Annotated in this window: 15 protein-coding genes and 1 other RNA gene; 3 read left to right on the top strand and 13 right to left on the bottom strand. The window is 53.4% G+C overall.

All coding sequences use genetic code 11. The features are described 5' to 3' along the window. Nucleotides 1-57 precede the first annotated feature (57 nt). The 5 genes from ACKVOS_RS02075 to ffs all read right to left on the bottom strand — a co-directional run bounded on the left by ACKVOS_RS02075 (nt 58) and on the right by ffs (nt 5295). The gene (locus tag ACKVOS_RS02075; protein WP_373476944.1) at nt 58-330 is read right to left on the bottom strand and encodes an HU family DNA-binding protein; all 273 of its coding nucleotides are present in this window, start codon (nt 328-330) and stop codon (nt 58-60) included. A 190-nt stretch (nt 331-520) separates the two neighbouring features. Then, entirely contained in the window at nt 521-2920 is a 2400-nt protein-coding gene (gene lon, locus ACKVOS_RS02070; protein WP_409210361.1) for an endopeptidase La, read from the bottom strand. 154 nt (nt 2921-3074) lie between these two features. Further along, entirely contained in the window at nt 3075-3410 is a 336-nt protein-coding gene (locus ACKVOS_RS02065) for a YbaB/EbfC family nucleoid-associated protein (RefSeq protein ID WP_409210360.1), read from the bottom strand. Continuing rightward, the gene (locus tag ACKVOS_RS02060; protein WP_409210444.1) at nt 3407-5050 is read right to left on the bottom strand and encodes a DNA polymerase III subunit gamma/tau; all 1644 of its coding nucleotides are present in this window, start codon (nt 5048-5050) and stop codon (nt 3407-3409) included. The genes ACKVOS_RS02065 and ACKVOS_RS02060 overlap by 4 nt, the downstream gene beginning before the upstream one ends. 150 nt (nt 5051-5200) lie before the next feature. Further along, nucleotides 5201-5295: signal recognition particle sRNA small type (ffs, locus tag ACKVOS_RS02055), an RNA gene on the bottom strand. A 137-nt stretch (nt 5296-5432) separates the two neighbouring features. Between ffs and ACKVOS_RS02050 the strand changes: the two genes are divergently transcribed. Continuing rightward, on the top strand, nt 5433-5783 hold the full coding sequence (locus ACKVOS_RS02050) for a PilZ domain-containing protein (protein ID WP_409210359.1): 351 nt from the start codon (nt 5433-5435) through the stop codon (nt 5781-5783). Between the two features lie 9 nt (nt 5784-5792). On the opposite strand, the gene ACKVOS_RS02045 is transcribed toward ACKVOS_RS02050, so the two are convergent. The 8 genes from ACKVOS_RS02045 to ACKVOS_RS02010 form a co-directional block, all read right to left on the bottom strand. Then, nucleotides 5793-7199, bottom strand: coding sequence for a glutamine synthetase family protein (locus ACKVOS_RS02045; RefSeq protein ID WP_409210358.1), 1407 nt, complete (start codon nt 7197-7199; stop codon nt 5793-5795). After that, entirely contained in the window at nt 7199-8542 is a 1344-nt protein-coding gene (locus ACKVOS_RS02040) for an aspartate aminotransferase family protein (protein WP_409210357.1), read from the bottom strand. The genes ACKVOS_RS02045 and ACKVOS_RS02040 overlap by 1 nt, the downstream gene beginning before the upstream one ends. Continuing rightward, nucleotides 8539-9765, bottom strand: a complete 1227-nt coding sequence (locus ACKVOS_RS02035) for an NAD(P)/FAD-dependent oxidoreductase (protein WP_409210356.1) — start codon at nt 9763-9765, stop codon at nt 8539-8541. The genes ACKVOS_RS02040 and ACKVOS_RS02035 overlap by 4 nt, the downstream gene beginning before the upstream one ends. 16 nt (nt 9766-9781) lie before the next feature. Then, a complete protein-coding gene (locus tag ACKVOS_RS02030) occupies nt 9782-10144 on the bottom strand; it encodes a cupin domain-containing protein (protein ID WP_409210355.1) in 363 nt (120 codons plus the stop codon). Between the two features lie 10 nt (nt 10145-10154). Beyond that, nucleotides 10155-11501, bottom strand: coding sequence for a glutamine synthetase family protein (locus tag ACKVOS_RS02025; RefSeq protein ID WP_409210354.1), 1347 nt, complete (start codon nt 11499-11501; stop codon nt 10155-10157). 98 nt (nt 11502-11599) lie between these two features. After that, nucleotides 11600-12319 (bottom strand): TorF family putative porin, encoded by a 720-nt coding sequence (locus ACKVOS_RS02020; protein ID WP_409210353.1) that lies wholly within the window; start codon nt 12317-12319, stop codon nt 11600-11602. 329 nt (nt 12320-12648) lie between these two features. Continuing rightward, a complete protein-coding gene (locus tag ACKVOS_RS02015; RefSeq protein ID WP_409210352.1) occupies nt 12649-14034 on the bottom strand; it encodes a hypothetical protein in 1386 nt (461 codons plus the stop codon). A 267-nt stretch (nt 14035-14301) separates the two neighbouring features. Next, nucleotides 14302-14769, bottom strand: a complete 468-nt coding sequence (locus tag ACKVOS_RS02010; RefSeq protein WP_409210351.1) for an Lrp/AsnC family transcriptional regulator — start codon at nt 14767-14769, stop codon at nt 14302-14304. Between the two features lie 132 nt (nt 14770-14901). On the opposite strand from ACKVOS_RS02010, the gene ald reads away from it, so the two are divergent. Both ald and ACKVOS_RS02000 read left to right on the top strand, forming a co-directional pair. Further along, a complete protein-coding gene (gene ald / locus ACKVOS_RS02005) occupies nt 14902-16029 on the top strand; it encodes an alanine dehydrogenase (RefSeq protein WP_409210350.1) in 1128 nt (375 codons plus the stop codon). Continuing rightward, nucleotides 16026-17078: a LacI family DNA-binding transcriptional regulator gene (locus ACKVOS_RS02000; RefSeq protein WP_409210349.1), complete on the top strand. Its 1053-nt coding sequence runs from the start codon at nt 16026-16028 to the stop codon at nt 17076-17078. Before ald ends, ACKVOS_RS02000 begins: the two co-directional genes overlap by 4 nt. The last annotated feature ends 34 nt before the right edge of the window (nt 17079-17112 follow it).

The following is a 17112-nucleotide window of genomic DNA, read 5'->3' as shown; positions in this document are numbered from 1 at the left end:
AAAGAAGAGGGCGGAAGCTTGCGCTCCGCCCTCTTCTGCAAAAACAAAGTGTGAGGTTTAGTTCACAGCGTCCTTAAGAGCCTTACCAGCCTTGAACTTTGGCTGTGTCGAAGCCTTAATGGTCATTGGTTCGCCCGTGCGCGGGTTACGTCCAGTTGACGCTTTACGCTTTGCAACGCCGAAAGTGCCAAATCCGACCAAGCGGACTTCGTCGCCCTTTTTCAAAGTGCGTGTAATGGCTTCAAATGTTGCTTCAACAGCTTTGCCTGCATCAGCCTTTGTAAGTCCGCTAGCGTCCGCAACGGCATTGACGAGATCTTGTTTGTTCATATTGGGAACCCCCCTCTGAAAAAATAATTGAGACTCATTTATTGTTTAATTGAGTCGCGGCTTAAGCCGGTGGCGGGATAATGATGAGAATGTGCGCGCTGTCAAAGGAAATATCGGCATAAAACCGTCATTTTCTGTTAAAAACGCGACGTACTGTAACCACATCCTCAAACATTGTGCTCTTTATGCTCTAATGTGTAACCGAAGTGCCACTATCATTGGCAATTGCCGGAGGTAGCAAGGCCGCCAATTCATCTGCTTCGGTCCATTCAACGGGGATCAAGGGCGAGACCAATGCTCGCGCCAAAACCTGATCAACATGGCTTACCGGAATGATTTCCAAACCTTCTTTGATGTTATTTGGGATTTCGGCCAGATCCTTCTCATTATCCTGAGGTATCAACACAGTCTTGATACCGCCACGTAACGCCGCGAGCAATTTTTCCTTTAATCCACCGATCGGCAATACGCGCCCGCGCAACGTAACCTCTCCCGTCATCGCAACATCGCGATGCACGGCAATTCCGGTTAATGTCGAAACAATGCAGGTCACCATGCCAATGCCAGCTGATGGACCATCCTTCGGAACGGCACCTTCCGGAAGATGGATATGCACATCCTTGCGTCCGAAAAGACTAGGCTTGATACCATAGCTTGGTGCACGCGCCTTAACGTAACTCAATGCCGCCTGTATGGACTCACCCATCACCTCGCCGAGCTTACCGGTGGTTTTAATCTGGCCTTTACCCGGTACAGTCACTGCTTCTATGGTCAGCAACTCGCCGCCCACTTCAGTCCATGCCAGTCCGGTCACGGCACCTATCTGGTTTTCTTCTTCGCCCATATCATGGCGATATTTTCGGACACCCGAAAAGTCCGCCAGATTTTCCGGTGTAATCGAAATGCTGTTGGCTTTGCCTTCCAATATGCGGCGAAGCGCCTTCCGCGCGAGTTTCGCAATCTCGCGCTCAAGGGTACGGACACCGGCTTCACGCGTATAATAACGGATAAGATCGCGTAAGGCATCGTCCGAAACCGAAAATTCTTCGGGCTTCAATCCATGGGCGTCGACCTGCTTTTCAAACAAGTGGCGTTTTGCGATTTCCAACTTTTCGTCTTCGGTATAGCCTTCAAGCCTGATGATTTCCATCCGGTCAAGCAACGCTTGTGGCAAGTTCATGCTGTTTGCGGTTGTCACAAACATGACATCGGACAGATCAAGATCGATCTCGAGATAGTGGTCATTGAACTTGTTATTCTGTTCCGGATCAAGCACTTCAAGCAACGCCGAAGCTGGGTCACCCCTGAAATCCTGACCCAATTTGTCAATTTCATCGAGCAGGAACAGCGGGTTCATGGTACCCGCCTTTTTCAGATTGGCCGCGACCTTACCGGGCATCGAACCGATATAGGTACGACGGTGCCCGCGAATTTCTGCTTCATCGCGTACGCCGCCTAACGACTGGCGTATGAATTCACGCCCCGTTGCCTTGGCAATCGACTTGCCAAGTGAGGTTTTGCCCACACCGGGCGGGCCCACCAGACACAGGATCGGACCTTTCAACTTGTTGGTCCGCGCTTGCACGGCGAGATATTCGACGATCCGGTCCTTGACCTTCTCCAAGGCAAAATGGTCGGCATCAAGAACCCCTTGCGCGGCGGCAATGTCACGTTTCAATTTCGACTTTTTGCCCCACGGAATTCCCAACAAAGTATCGAGATAATTGCGAATAACAGTGGCTTCAGCCGACATCGGCGCCATGCCGCGCAGCTTTTTCAATTCGGCGTTGGCTTTTGTTTTTGCTTCCTTCGATAACTTCATTGTATCGATTTTGGTCTGCAACTCAGCGACTTCGTCGCCACCATCGCCGTCATCATTGCCCAGTTCGCGCTGGATAGCCTTCATCTGCTCATTGAGATAATATTCGCGCTGGGTCTTCTCCATCTGGCGCTTCACGCGCCCACGGATTTTCTTTTCGACCTGCAACACACCCAATTCGCCCTCCATAAAGGCAAATGCCATTTCCAGGCGGCGCATAGGGTTAGGTTCGACAAGCAAAGACTGCTTGTCCGATACTTTTAACTGGATATTGGCTGCTACCGCATCGGCCAACGCGGCGGGCGTTGCGATTTCAGTTAGTTGCACCGCTGTTTCTGCGGGCATTTTTTTGTTGAGCTTCGAATAATTTTCAAATTGCTCGGTTACCGAGCGCATCATCGCCGTTGCTTCCGGGCCTTCGGCCACTTGCTCTTCAATCAAGCGCACACCGGCTTCGACATAGTCGCTGCCACGCGAAACCAAATCGCGCAGTTCGGCGCGTTGCTTACCCTCGACCAGCACGCGGACTGTTCCATCGGGCAGTTTCAGCAATTGCATGATCGTCGCGGTGACGCCGATATCGTACAGATCGTCTTTTTCAGGATCATCTTCCGCAGGATCAAGCTGCGCCACCAGGAAAATTTCCTTGTTGGCTGACATGGCCCTTTCGAGTGCCACCACGGATTTGTCGCGACCAACGAACAAAGGAACAATCATGCCAGGGAAAACAACGATATCGCGCAACGGCAACAGCGGAAGGTTCAATTCCATATATACTCCAATTGGCGGCCCATAAAGCGGCACCTGCCTCATCGCCCCTCAATATGTGTGCTTTTACTCCGCTTTCAATGAGTTTGCGTTAACTCGGCGTGATTTGTTGGGGAAAAGACGGGACATTAGCTGCTCCCGTCTTCCCGAATCCCGCTTAAAAAGGCAGTTTGAAACCTGCTGGCAACGGCAAACCGCTCGACATTTTACTCATTTCGGCATTGCTCGCGGCATCGGCCTTGTCGCGCGCGTCATTGAATGCTGCGGTTATCAGATCTTCAAGCATAGTCTTGTCTGCAGGCACAATAAGGCTGTCATCGATAGCAACGCCCAATATTCGACCTTTGGCCGTCGCACGAACCTTGACCAATCCGCCACCAGACACGCCTTCAACTTGGATATTGTCAAGAGTGACCTGCGCTTGTTCCATTTGCTTTTGGATATTCTGCGCGGCTTCCTGTGCGGCTTTAATCATGTCTTCCATGCTTTTCATGCACGTTTACTCCATTTGGCTTCATTTTCATCGCCGTTAAGCAACTCGGCCTCCGGGAAAGCGGCGAAAGCTGCTTTAACCAGAGGGGATTCCATTATTATGCGACGCTCTGCTTCAGCTTCAGCCTGTTCTGTTTCCAAAAGGCTCGGGCTCGATGGGCCTTCACGTTCTTCGACATCCCAGCGTGTACCTGTTGTTTTTGCCAGCGCATCGCGTAACTCAGCGACAAAGTCAGGTGCGACCGGTCCTGCCAACTGATAGGCGAGTAAAGGCGGAGAATATTCGACCAAACGCACGACATCCCGCAATGTCATTTCAAGACTGACATAGCCTTCTCTCGACAATCGTTCCAGCATCGCCTCAAAATTGGTCGGCATCAATGCCTCGACCTTGGCAGGGGAAGGCATATCCAGTGATGTGGGGGCCGAGGCGGGAGGTGCAGTTGAAAGCCCAGCTTGCGTTATCATTTTTGCAAGCTCGCCCGGATCAGGCAAAGTCGCGGCATGGATTACCCGCAATAGCGCCATGTCTGCGGCGTCCAACGGCACTGAAGCCCGCGCAACCTCCTCTTGACCCTTTAACAGCAACTGCCATAGGCGATGCAAATTGGGGAATGAAAGCTGGTCAGCATGACCTTCAACCAACTCCGCCGTCCCCGCGTCAAGCGCGCGATCATGCGGAGCGCCCACTTTGGCGAGTGTCAAACGATGGACCTCGGACAAAAGCCCTGCAAACATTGCGAGCGGTTCTACGCCCAGATTATATTGGGCGTTGGCCTCTGCCAGCATGGCGATCGCATCACCCGTCAGAATAAGCCCGAACAGACGTCTAATGGCACCGCGGTCGGATAAGCCCAACATATCGCGCACCTGCGATGCTGTTACCTTGCCATCGCCTTCCATGTCGGCATGGGCAATCGCTTGGTCTAAGATAGATTGGCCATCACGCGCCGACCCTTCGGCCGCCTGTGCGATTAAAGCCAATGCCTCATCTTCGGCATTCACGCCTTCATTGGCACAAATCATCCTGAAATTCTGAACCAGCAGTTCAGGCGTAATCCGCTTCAGGTCAAATCTCTGGCACCGCGACAGGACGGTGATCGGCACCTTGTTCACCTCGGTAGTCGCAAAAAGGAATTTCACATGACCGGGCGGCTCTTCCAATGTTTTCAGCAATGCGTTGAACGCATTTTTGGACAGCATATGCACTTCGTCGATGATGTAGATTTTATAGCGCGCGGATACCGCGGAATATCGGACGGCTTCAATAATTTCGCGCACATCGTCGACGCCTGTATGGCTTGCGGCGTCCATTTCGATAACATCGATATGACGACCTTCGGCAATGGCGACACAAGGTTCACACACACCGCATGGATCGATTGTTGGACCCCCCTGCCCATCAACCCCGATACAGTTCAAAGCCTTCGCTATAAGCCGTGCTGTCGAAGTTTTTCCCACCCCGCGAACACCTGTCATCAGAAAAGCATGGGCCAGACGGTCGCGCTTGATCGCATTGCCAAGCGTCTGCACCATGGCATCCTGACCGATCAGTTCGGCAAATGTCTGAGGGCGATATTTTCGCGCCAGCACACGATATGCTGCGCCACCGGCGGATACAGGCCTGGCCTGTTGTGGCATATCCAGACCAAGCCCGAGAGCATCGTCGGGCATATCCGGATCGCGCTCGGCGATCTCTATTTCAGGTGAATCGTCCATCGGTGTCATGTTAGGCTGCGGATATACCAATGTCGAAGATGTTTTCTTGCGGATTGGGAACGCAGAGAAAATAAAATAGGAGCCGAATGACCCGCAGCGAATTCGTTGTGGCTGCTTCCGTCAGGATCTGACCAGGTTGGCGAGTACCACGTCCATCCGACTCCCGCCGCGCATATGGCGAGAGAAGCTGCAAAATGCAAGCGCAGCGTTACGGGGAGATTTGGTAAACATGTTCTTTACCGCAAAATGAAATAAATCATTCATTTAGATCAGTTATCCCATCTTATTCATGTTGGGAGTATCGATGATGATTATCTCGCAAAAACTGGAACGAGCTTATATGCGTTATGAAGACGCCGCACAGGAAGATCGCTGCGCGCCACGCGTAAAGCTGCATATTCCGGCACAAATGCGCCCATCAGGGTCGCCCTCTTTTTCTGTTGTAGTCAAAGACCTCTCATTATCCGGGGTTGCGTGTGAAGCGCTGACAGGAATGTCGGCGGGCACCCGTGTCTGGCTCACACTGCCGGGATTATCCGCGCTTCAGGCAAAGATTGTCTGGAATGACGGCACGATGGTGGGTTGCGAATTTGACACGCTGCTAAATCTTGCGGTCATGGAAAATGTCCTCGCCCGCTTTCCTGTCCAAGCCTAGGGGCACGACCTAGGCGTTTCGCAGGTACCAGTCATAATCAAGCGAAGGCACTTGCCCGAAATAACGGTCCTGTTCCACGCGCTTTACAATCGTGAACATATCGACAAAGCGTTCGCCCAAATAATCGCGCATCAGGCCAGAAGCATGGAATCTGTCAACCGCCGCAAACCAGTTGCTCGGCGGCTTATCATCGCCTGAACTGTCCCGGTCATAGCCGTTGCCAACAACGGCGGGGCCGGGATCAACCTGATTGACAATACCGTGATGAATCCCTGCCAAAACACCTGCAACTGCCAAATAGGGGTTGGCATCCGCGCCACAAGCGCGATGTTCCACATGGCGACTTGCCGGTGGTCCTGCCGGAATACGGAAAGATACCGTGCGGTTGTTCACACCCCAAGTCGGTGCAACCGGCGCATAGCTATTCGCCTTAAACCGGCGGTAGCTGTTGGCGTGAGGGGCAAAAAGGGCAAAACAATCGCCCACGGACGCGATCATGCCGCCGATGGCGTGGCGTAACATGGGTGTTCCCTCCGGATCCTCATCCGCGAAAAGATTCTTTCCGGTCGTGTCATTCATTGAAACATGGATATGCATGCCGCTGCCAGCCTGCTCGGCAAAAGGCTTGGCCATGAAAGTGGCTTCCAATCCATGCGCTTGCGCTACCGCCTTCACCACACGCTTATACATGATCGCATCGTCACAAGCGCGCAGAACGTCTGGTTTGTAGCGCAATGTAAGTTCGCACTGCCCCGGCGCAAATTCGGATATCGCCGATTCCAAAGGCAGACCCTGTATATCGCACGCTTCATACAGTTCATCAAAAAAGGGACGGAAATCATCCAGTTCGCGCAGGCCGTAAACCTCGACCATCTGCGGCGTCGTGCCGCTATAATCCGGCCGCGCCGGACGCACCGATCCATCCCGCGCCCTTTTGGGGTCGAGCAAGTAAAATTCGAGCTCCACCGCCAACGCTGGCGTAAGGCCCATTTCGGCAAAGCGATCAACCACAAGACCCAGCACATGGCGCGGGTCAAGGTCATGCGGTTGGCCGTCCAACTCGTAAAAATCGACCATGAACTGCGCCGCGTTGTCGCCCGCCCATGGTGTCCGCACCAAAGTGCCCGGAATGGGTTTCATGGATCGGTCAGCGTCACCATCTTCCCAGACAAGGCCGGTTTCCACCGTATCCTGCCCCGTTATATCGACCACTGTGATTGATCCCGGAAAGAAACGGCCAATTTCGTAAACCGACAACACCTCGTGCTGCCGCAGCCGCTTGCCACGCGGGACGCCACCGAAATCGGTGTAGATCATTTCGATGGAATCGATATCCGGATTGGCGGCAAAAAAAGCCTCGGCCTCACTGCGTGGTGCGATGGTTGCAGATGATTTGGCGCGTCTAATCATATTCATTACTCCAAAAGCTCGCCTACACAGGAATCAAGCGCATGCAAGAGCCGATCAATCTGCACCTCCTGCGTCACAGGACTTAAGAGCATCATATTATGAAATGGCGCGAGCAAAATGCCGCGATTGGTGAGATACAAATGGACCACGGACTCCAGATCATGGTCCATTGCCGCCCGCGCCTCGCTGCCGTTGGCGGGTGGATGCGGGGCGCAGACAAATTCCACCCGTGCGCCGACATGACTGACATGCCACGGCAAGCCATGTCTCTCAATAACTTGCCGGAGACCTAACACCAGCCTGTCCGCCATCGCCAGCATATGATCATACGCATCCCGCGTAATAACCTGCCCCAGCATGGCATGCATGGCCGAGATCGCCAGCGCATTGGCAGAAAGCGTAGTTCCGATGCCGCTATGTCCAGCGGGACGCGCTTTGTTCAGCGCCTCCATCTGGGCCGAAATTTCGGAGGAAAAGCCATAGACCGCGCAGGGCACGCCGCCGCCGATGGACTTGCCTATGACCATGATGTCGGGCATCGGTCCATAGCTATTGCTATGCCCTCCATAACCGGACGAGATCGTGTGTGTTTCGTCAAAAACCAGCAATGTCCCGGTTTCGCTACACAATCGGCGCAGTGTTTCCAAATAGCCCGGCGCGTCCCGAACCATGCCGATATTGGTCATCACCGGCTCCGCCAATACGCACGCAATATCGCCGCCCCGCAACGCGCTTTCCAGCGCCTCCACATCGTTGAACTCGATAACGACTGTGGTCGGCAGCAAATCCTGCACCTGCCCGATCAGGCTGGGCCGGTTAACGGCGACGCCATCACGCAAATCGACGAAAACATCGTCGACCGCGCCATGATAACAGCCATTAAAAATCAGAATTTTGTCGCGACCGGTCAAACCGCGGCACCAGCGAATGACAGCACGGTTTGCCTCACTGGCGGTTGTTGTCACCTGCCAATGCGGCAATCCGAACATCGCGGCCAGCATATCGCCCAATTCCGCGCCTTTGGTTGTGGGCAGCATATAGCTCAGCCCCTGCCCTGCTTGCTCCGCCAACGCAGCGGCAAGTGCGGGTGGGGAATGGCCGAACATACTGGCTGTGTCGCCAAGGCAAAAATCGTCGAATATTTGTCCGTCCAGGCTGTTTAGGGTGGTGTCTTTTGCGCTGGCGGCGACGATCGGAAAGGGGCTTGGCCAGTCCAGCATCCAGTGGAACGGAACATGCTGGAACCAGCCATTGGAGTTATCGAAACAGCTTTTCGACTTCGGGTTGGCCTCGACAAAACGAGCGACCTCGCGTGCGCGCAGTGCGGACAATTGGTTCGGATCAATCACAGCCGGTCTCGCAAGGCATAATAAAGCAGACCCAGAGTGGCGAGTGGCCGGGCAAGCCATTTGCCCCCCGGAAAGGGCTGGTGCGGAAGATTGGCAAAGACGTCGAAGCGCTCCATCGTCCCTGTCACTGCCTCTGCCAATAACTCACCCGCCAGCGTTGTAACCAAGGCACCATGTCCGGAAAAGCCATGGGCGAAGAATATATTCCCCTCGCGGCCCAAATGCGGGAGGCGGTTCATGGTTACGCCCACTGCGCCGCCCCAGGCATAGTCGATTGGCGTGTGTGCCAAGGAAGGGAACACCTCGACAATATGCTTGCGTACAAATGCCGCAATGTCGGCAGGCGGGGTCTGCACATATTTCTCACCACCGCCAAAGATCAGGCGTTTGTCGGCGGACAGGCGGAAATAGTTCAGCACAAAGCGGCTGTCCGCAACCGCTGCATCGCTCGGCAACAAGCTCTCCCAATCAGATAGGGGCGTGGTGGCAATATTATAGTTCATGATCGGGATCGTGTAACGACCAAGCTTACCGTCGATATCGCTTATCCAACTGTCGGTCGCCACTATTACATTCCGGGCGTTCACATCCGCAGGCCGAACAAAACTATTTTCGAAGATGGTAACGCCGGCTTTTTGTGCGGCCGCTGCAAGGCCCAGGGCATAATTCAGCGGATGAAAATGCCCACCTCGAGAATCATAAATACCGCCATGATATCCGCCGCCATTGATATGTCGCCCCATATCCTTGAGCTGCACAATTTCGCTTTCCCAGCCAAAATGCTGTTCCAGATATTCGGCATCGCGCTGCATCGCGTCGAAATGCGCAGGCTTGTAGGCGGCCTCCAGATGTCCACTCTTCAAGTCACATTGGATTCCATGTCGGGCGATCCTGCCTTTCACCCGATCGACAGCACCATAGGCCAAATCGAAAATCGCCTGCGCCCGTTCGCGTCCGAATTCTTCGTCCAGCTCGCGCATCGACCAGCGCAGGCCGGGAATTAGTTGCCCACCATTACGTCCAGATGCGCCGTAGCCGATGGTCTTGGCCTCCAACAGCGCGACTTTAAGGCCCTTTTCCGCGCAGGCGAGTGCAGCCGACAACCCGGTAAACCCGCCGCCGATGACCGCAACGTCATATTCCCCCTCGCCCGTGAAGACGGGCTGTGTCTCCCACGCGTTGGCGGTGGCACGATAATAGCTGTTGTTGAGAGCGTCGGTCATGGAAAGGATAGCGGAACTAGTCCATGCCCTCCGCCGGCGGTCCCAGATCGATGACATAGAGCTTTCGCACTGGTGTCAGATTTTCCCAAATGCCTTCGAAACCCGGTTCGATGACCAAATTACCCTCCGGTCCTGCTTCAATTTCGGTGCCGTCATCGCCGGTCAATCGGACTTGGCCCTCCAATATGCGGCAATACTCCCACTCCGAATAGGACACGCGCCATGCCCCCTCCCCGCAACTCCATTCGCCGAAATATTTTCGGCCATCTGCGGATTCATAGGCGTTACGCGTTTCGCCTCGCGGAATGCCACTTACAACCCGGTCGGGTGTAGGTGCAAAATCCTCTGCTTGAGCTGTGTCTATATAGATTCTGCGCACCGTCACCGGATTATACCCGCAGCAACAAATGCTCGCGTTCCCAGCTACTCACCACCGATTGGTAGTTGAACAGTTCATAATCTTTGACCGCATGGAAAATCTCGAAGAAATCTTCGCCAAGCAAATTCCGCACCGGCTTGCATGCCGAAAATCGGTCAAGCGCTGCCTCAAGAGTGCGCGGCAATGTACGCGCGCGGTTATAGGCACTGCCGGTAATGGCTTTAGCTGGCACCATGCGCTCGACCATACCGATATAACCGCAGACAAGCGACGCTGCCATTGCCAGATAGGGATTGGAATCCGCACCCGGCAGCCGGTTTTCGACGCGGCGATTGGCCTTGTCGGAAATCGGAACACGAAAACCGCAACTGCGGTTATCCTCTCCCCATTGCACGTTGATTGGCGCCGCGCTGTCCGGACGCATCCGGCGGAAGCTGTTGACGTTGGGTGCCCAAAGCGGCGAAATCTGCGGCATAAATTTGACCAACCCCGCAATATAGCTGCGGAACATCGCGCTATCTTTACCGTTGGCGTTCGAAAACAAGTTCTTTCCGGTTTCCGCATCGACAACCGATTGGTGAATATGCATCGCGCTACCTGGCTGGCCGGCCATAGGGTTCGCCATAAAGGTCGCATAAACGCCATGTTGCTTGGCAACGGCACGCACGACTCGTTTGAACAGGAATACTTGATCCGCCAATTTGAGCGGGTCGCCATGGATGAAATTCACTTCCAACTGGGCAGCCCCCATTTCGTGGATCATCGTATCGATATCCAGCCCCATCAACTCACAATTGTCGTAAATATGGTCGATGATGTCTTCATATTCGTTCATCGCCTCCAGCCCGTAAGGCTGGCTTGCGGTTTCAGCGCGGCCGCTTGATCCCGTGGGCGGAACGAGAGGAAAATCAGGGTCGGTATTTTGCGACACGAGATAAAATTCAACTTCGGGCGCGATGATCGGTTTCCACCCCTTTGCCGCGTATAGGCCAAGAACCTTTTTCAATATTGTTCGCGGAGCCAAGTCAACTTCGGTCCCATCGCCATTAAACGCATCGGCAATGACAAACGCAGTCGGCGATTTGAAGCCGGGCGCGACACAGATGGTATCGGGATCGGCGATCAGTATCTTGTCGGGGTCTTTATCCCACACATCTTCGATATCTTCCGGATAATGGCCGTCGATAGTGCAGATAAACACACTTCCGGGAATACGGAGCGACTTGTCACGAACCGATGACAGGAACTTTTTTGCGGGCAACACTTTGCCACGCTGGACACCATTTATGTCGGGAACGATGCATTCGACTTCGTCGATTTTATGCTCTGCGATCCAACTCGCAAGATTGACAGACATTGTTTTTCACCAGCTTTCTGTAAGCTGGATAAGGACATGCCGGGCTTGAAAGGTCAAGCCCGGCATGCGAATTATTCCGAAGAACCGGTAAAACGGACTTAGAAAGCGTAGTTTACAGAGAACACAACGCCAGCTTTTGAATCTTCAAAGGCGAAAATCGAACGGCGGTTCGTATCGACATATGATGCGCCAAGCGTGAATCCGGAAACCGCAGCGGTAAGACCAAGCGACCAATCCACTTTTTCATTGCCAGCGGTAAATGCACCGTCTTCGACACCGATCGAGCCCACGATCGAAATCGGGGAATCAGGCAAAGCTATGGTTCCATTTGTGCCATAATAAATGTTGTCGCTGTTGCCTGTATTGTCCTGACTTGGAACGTAGGACAATTGAACGCCGACCGTTGCCGGTCCAAAAGTCGAACCCAGCTTTCCAGTGAACTCAACATAGTTAAGGCTGGAGACACCGGGGTACAAATAATAAGTGGCACCGATATCATAGGTCAGCTCTTCACCGCCTGAAAACCCGGCATACAGATCGACTTCGATATCATCGCCTGTATTTTCGGACAGATTTGATGCCCACGCACCAACATAAAAACCGGATTCATGGCTAACCGTTATTGTTGGTTGGATAGCGAAATCCTTATCGGACAAAGTGACGCCGCGGAAGCGGTAGTCAGTTACACCGGTGATGCCGCCGGAAATGGTAATTGGACCGGATTCCTCTTCGGCTTCTTGCGCGAATGCTGGTGTTGCTGCGGCGAATGCGCCCATCGCAACGCTGATCGCTGCCATCTTATAAATCGATTTACGCATAAAATACCCCTTCTTAGGTGCGCTAGTAAACAAGCCGGAAATAGGGAATTGCTTCCCATCCAGCAAAAGCTGTTCTCTTCCCGCTAAATCTATTGCCTGCGCTATCGTTAATTTTTGTTTACCAGCGCATTATTGTGCAACTGCACACAAACATCAAAGAGGCCTGCAATCAAGCAATTTAATGTCGGTGGACTTGTCCTTTTTGACAATTGTGACAATTTCATCACAGTCCTGGACAGCTTTTCACAGCGGCGACGGCCAAGAAATAAGGCGTCCTATTCGCAAACAAAACGAGAGAGGGCGACCCTGTTAAGAGCCGCCCTTCTAACTTATACAGCCCCACCCAGCGATGTGCCTGAGTTGAAGAATGCGTGTACTTCTTCGCCGATTGTGAGGCCTAACGGAACTCCGCCAATATTGTCCGCCGGATCACGCGGCAGGCCATCGAACCGCCAATGCACGCCCAAATAAATCCGGCTAACCGAATTTTCCCAAACCGGACGGGCGAAATTGGTGAATGTTACAGGCGCGAGTTGCCGGACCGAGCCATTTGAATCGACCGAAATGCCATTGAGTTCGTCCGACACGAAGGTAAAAGTTTCATCTGCATTTGCCGCGCCGGGCGCAACTTCTTCGGCCATCACCTCCGCCGTCGTTAACGGTGTTGATGAGGTATCAAGAGACAAACGAAGGGATTGGAACAACGCCGCCCCGAATGTCGCATGGCCCGATGGATAGGCCGGAAATGGCGGCGTAAACGTCGAGCGTCCCGTTACATTGGTTTGCGGGGCACCCAGTGGTGACCAGAACGGATCTCCATCAGGCGCAGGCTCAGCGCGGACGCCGACAACCGGACGCCACAGGTCAAAAAGATATTTATAATGCCACGCATCGATACCTGCATCTGCCATTGCCACGTTTATCTGGGCAAAAACTTCGGCCGTGCGTGCCACGCTGAGTGATTTGCTTGCCACAATCTTTCGGGCAATCTGATTGTATAAGCGCGGCGGCACGCCAAGGTTCATAACACCGTCATAAGCCCAATACACGCCGACACGTTCTTGTTCGGCGGTCCGGCTGCGACGATCTTCGGCACCATATTGCACGACTTCATCATAATCGGCCTTATAACCCGCGTCCGACAAAAGACTTGGCGCGCCTTGGCCGGGATATGGGTCCAATGGCTGGTGCGCGGCACCTGTAAACCGTGTCACATCACCCCACGCCAAGCCCAGTCGGGGTTGACCTGGTGCAAAAGGATCTGCGCGATGTTGTCCATAAACAGGCGAAACGACCTGAGGCGGGGTCAACATAACGTCCGAACCATCATTTGATCGTGCCACCAAAAGCGCGTTGGCGATCTCTTCACCGTAATTGAAGCGCGCATTGTCACCACCGTCGTAACTATCGTCAATAAAATCGGCATATCGGGGATACATCGCCTTTAAAGTTGTCACTGCCGCACCGCCGACAATATCATCAACAGATCCAGCGGGCGGTGCACCAACGGTATGCGCGATATTCTTTTTGTTCAGATACGCCGCAGCCGGAAAGCCGTTTTTGAAGGCGACAGCGTCGTGAATGGCAAGATGGACAATCGCCATAGCGCGCGAGGTCCTAATTGGGCCCGGCTGTTGGCTATTGGCATTACCACGCGTAAAATCGCGGCGCGAACATTCAAGTAAAACGCCATTCCAAAATAGAACTATATTCATAATATTCTCCGAAGCAGGATCGGCACAATAGCCACGCGCCTGCATATCACGCGTCGCGACCCGTGATTCGAATAGATTATTCAGTAAATTTGATTCAAATTACATCGAACCAACCATGATTAGTTGGAAATCGATGTTCCGATATTAGGATAGGTATTTTACAATTTATAGGATGGAATTATCATCAATAAAATATTAACGACATTTTATCGATAAATTTGCATTGTCCGTCGCTTTATTACTACGCTGCAAATCATTATATCGCTTTTACAGCAACAACCTTGGCGGCACCGTGCGATTCACGACTTCGCGCAGCGCAAATGCCGTTTCAATCCGGGCAACCCGGGGCAATCGCGCTATTTCCTGACGGTGAATAACCTCATAATCTTCAATGGAAGAGGCGCGAACGACCACAAGATAGTCATTGCGTCCACTCATAAGATGGCATCGGATAATCGACGGGCTATCCGCAACAGCCGATTCAAACGCCGCCATCGCTTCTTCGCTTTGGCTATCAAGCGTGATCGTTACCATGACTGTTGCACCCATCCCTAGTTTACGCAGGTTCACATCTGCGCGATATCCGCGCAATATGCCTGCATCTTCCAACGCCTTTTGTCGCCGCGCCGCCGCACTTGGTGATAGCCCCGCGGCATCGCCGAGCTCTTGCTGTGTTGCGCGGCCGTTTACGACTAAAGCGCGGAGCAATTTGCGGTCAGCGCGATCAAGTTGCATATTTTGGTCACCTTTATAACAATGTACGCAGATTATATGCGTCAAATATGAAAACTTGTCGAATCTTTGCGGATTATCGGCACAACGACAGTGCTATTTCTCCATATCAGAGACTCGATCAGGAGAAGAGCAATGCGTGTAGGCGTTCCAAGCGAAATCAAAGTACATGAATATCGGGTTGGCCTAACCCCCGGAGCGGTGCGCGAATATGTGGCACGCGGGCATCAGGTTGTTGTGCAATCCGGCGCAGGCGCAGGAATTATGGCGACCGACGACGCCTATCGCGCCGCTGGCGCGGAAATCGCGTCGACAGCGGCCGAGATATTCGCCGGATGCGACATGATCGTAAAGGTCAAAGAACCCCAGCCGTCGGAATGGGTGCAACTTCGCCCGGACCAGTTGCTGTTTACCTATCTTCACCTTGCCCCGGACCCCGAGCAAGCGAAGGGCCTGATTGCAAGCGGTTGCACGGCCATAGCCTACGAAACAGTAACCGATGACAAGGGCACCCTGCCCCTTCTTGCCCCCATGAGCGAAGTGGCAGGTCGGCTCGCAATTGAAGCGGCCGGTGAGGCTATGCGCAGGAGTGAAGGCGGCGCAGGTATATTGTTGGGCGGCGTTCCTGGCGTTCCGGCAGGACGTGTATGTGTCATCGGAGGCGGCGTGGTCGGAACGCACGCTGCGCGAATGGCTGTTGGCCTCGGTGCTGAGGTAACTGTTGTTGACCGCTCCATCCCCCGATTGCGCGAACTGGACGAATTGTTTCAAGGACGGGTGCGGACCCGTTATTCGACGCTGGAAACAATCGACCATGAAATCAGCATTGCCGATGCAGTTATCGGCGCTGTGCTTATTCCGGGGGCAAGCGCACCCAAGCTTGTTACCCGTGCCATGCTGAAACATATGAAGCCTGGTTCTGTTCTGGTCGACGTTGCAATTGACCAAGGCGGTTGCTTTGAAACATCAAAGGCAACTACCCATGCCGAACCGACATATGTGGTCGATGGCATCATCCATTATTGCGTCGCAAATATGCCGGGCGCCGTGCCGCAAACCAGTGCTGCCGCGCTTAACAACGCTACTTTGCCTTATGGATTGGCGTTGGCTGAAAAGGGTGTAGGCGCGCTGCACTCTCTTTCCGAAACCGGACGCGGGCTGTTGGCGGGCCTAAACGTCCATCAGGGCAAAGTCACCAGCAAGGCCGTAGCCGACAGTTTGAACCTGGAATTTGTTGCACCGGAAACCGCGCTAGCCGCGTGACTTCGGAACGCCGCAATGCTAACCGCACCCCAATGGGAAAAGAGGGGCGGATAACAGCGCATCAGATCGCGGCGATGCTGGGGGTGTCTCAACCCACAGTATCGCGCGCGTTGCGTGGTGATAAAAAGGTCAACGAAGACACAAGAGCTCGTATTGTCGCATTGGCAAACGAACTCAATTATTCAGTTGACCACAATGCCCTGCGCCTTCGCATGCAACAAACATTTTCAATCGCTTTGGTAATTTTGTGCCGACGGGGTGAAAACAAGGCAAATATCAACCCGTTTTACTTGTCCTTACTGGGTTGTATCGCTGCCTCCGCCTCCGAACGCGGATATAATCTGATAGTTTCATTTCAAGATAATCCAGCGAACTTTTTCGCCAACTACACCGGCAGCCGTCAGGCCGACGGCCTGATCGTGATAGGCAGCGGCCAGAATATCGAGGGCTGGCAGTATTTCGGCGAATATTCCAAACATAAAACGCCGATGATTTGCTGGGGTGCCAGCAAACAGGATCTGATTTCGATTAAAAGTGATAATGCACAAGGCACCCGGCTCGCGATCGAACATTTGCGTGCCTGTGGATGCACTTCAATCGCCTATATCGGGCCGAGCGAGAGCGAGCAGCCGCAATTTCAGGACCGGATCATCGCGTATCGCAACATCATGCGGGAAATCGATTTGCAAGCTATCTGCCCTCCCCTTCCCGAGAATGCCGTCCGCGAAGAGCAAGGATATGAAGCCGTATGCGCGTTACTTCGCGAACAGGTAAAATTTGATGGCCTTTTTTGCGCCAATGACTTCATCGCCTTGGGCGCGATGCGTGCGTTAGATGAAAATGGTGTCATTCCAGGTAAGGACGTTCGCGTTATCGGCTTTGATGGAATAGCGATTGGTGGCTACGCCCAACCCCCGCTGTCCACTATCAAACAAGATTATTATCGGGCCGGTGAAATGCTGGTAGAGGCACTGGTCGCGGTTTTGAACGGGAATGAACCCGATACGTCCCCGGTTCCTGTTCGATTATTACAACGCGGAAGCGCTTGATAGATGTGGGGAGACGGTCCAAAATTCCCGAAAA

It is taken from the genome of Sphingorhabdus sp., from assembly GCF_046154385.1.
Taxonomy (GTDB): Bacteria; Pseudomonadota; Alphaproteobacteria; order Sphingomonadales; family Sphingomonadaceae; genus Sphingorhabdus_B.
The sequence above is the reverse complement of the archived record's forward strand: the minus strand, read 5'-3'. Positions and strand labels throughout refer to the sequence as shown.

Bases quoted from the DNA above. Each gene is read 5' to 3' on its own strand.
- ACKVOS_RS02075 (WP_373476944.1), bottom strand. From the start codon at position 330: ATGAACAAACAAGATCTCGTCAATGCCGTTGCGGACGCTAGCGGACTT.
- lon (WP_409210361.1), bottom strand. From the start codon at position 2,920: ATGGAATTGAACCTTCCGCTGTTGCCGTTGCGCGATATCGTTGTTTTC.
- ACKVOS_RS02065 (WP_409210360.1), bottom strand. From the start codon at position 3,410: ATGAAAAGCATGGAAGACATGATTAAAGCCGCACAGGAAGCCGCGCAG.
- ACKVOS_RS02060 (WP_409210444.1), bottom strand. From the start codon at position 5,050: ATGCCACAACAGGCCAGGCCTGTATCCGCCGGTGGCGCAGCATATCGT.
- ACKVOS_RS02050 (WP_409210359.1), top strand. From the start codon at position 5,433: ATGATGATTATCTCGCAAAAACTGGAACGAGCTTATATGCGTTATGAA.
- ACKVOS_RS02045 (WP_409210358.1), bottom strand. From the start codon at position 7,199: ATGAATATGATTAGACGCGCCAAATCATCTGCAACCATCGCACCACGC.
- ACKVOS_RS02035 (WP_409210356.1), bottom strand. From the start codon at position 9,765: ATGACCGACGCTCTCAACAACAGCTATTATCGTGCCACCGCCAACGCG.
- ACKVOS_RS02025 (WP_409210354.1), bottom strand. From the start codon at position 11,501: ATGTCTGTCAATCTTGCGAGTTGGATCGCAGAGCATAAAATCGACGAA.
- ACKVOS_RS02020 (WP_409210353.1), bottom strand. From the start codon at position 12,319: ATGCGTAAATCGATTTATAAGATGGCAGCGATCAGCGTTGCGATGGGC.
- ACKVOS_RS02015 (WP_409210352.1), bottom strand. From the start codon at position 14,034: ATGAATATAGTTCTATTTTGGAATGGCGTTTTACTTGAATGTTCGCGC.
- ACKVOS_RS02010 (WP_409210351.1), bottom strand. From the start codon at position 14,769: ATGCAACTTGATCGCGCTGACCGCAAATTGCTCCGCGCTTTAGTCGTA.
- ald (WP_409210350.1), top strand. From the start codon at position 14,902: ATGCGTGTAGGCGTTCCAAGCGAAATCAAAGTACATGAATATCGGGTT.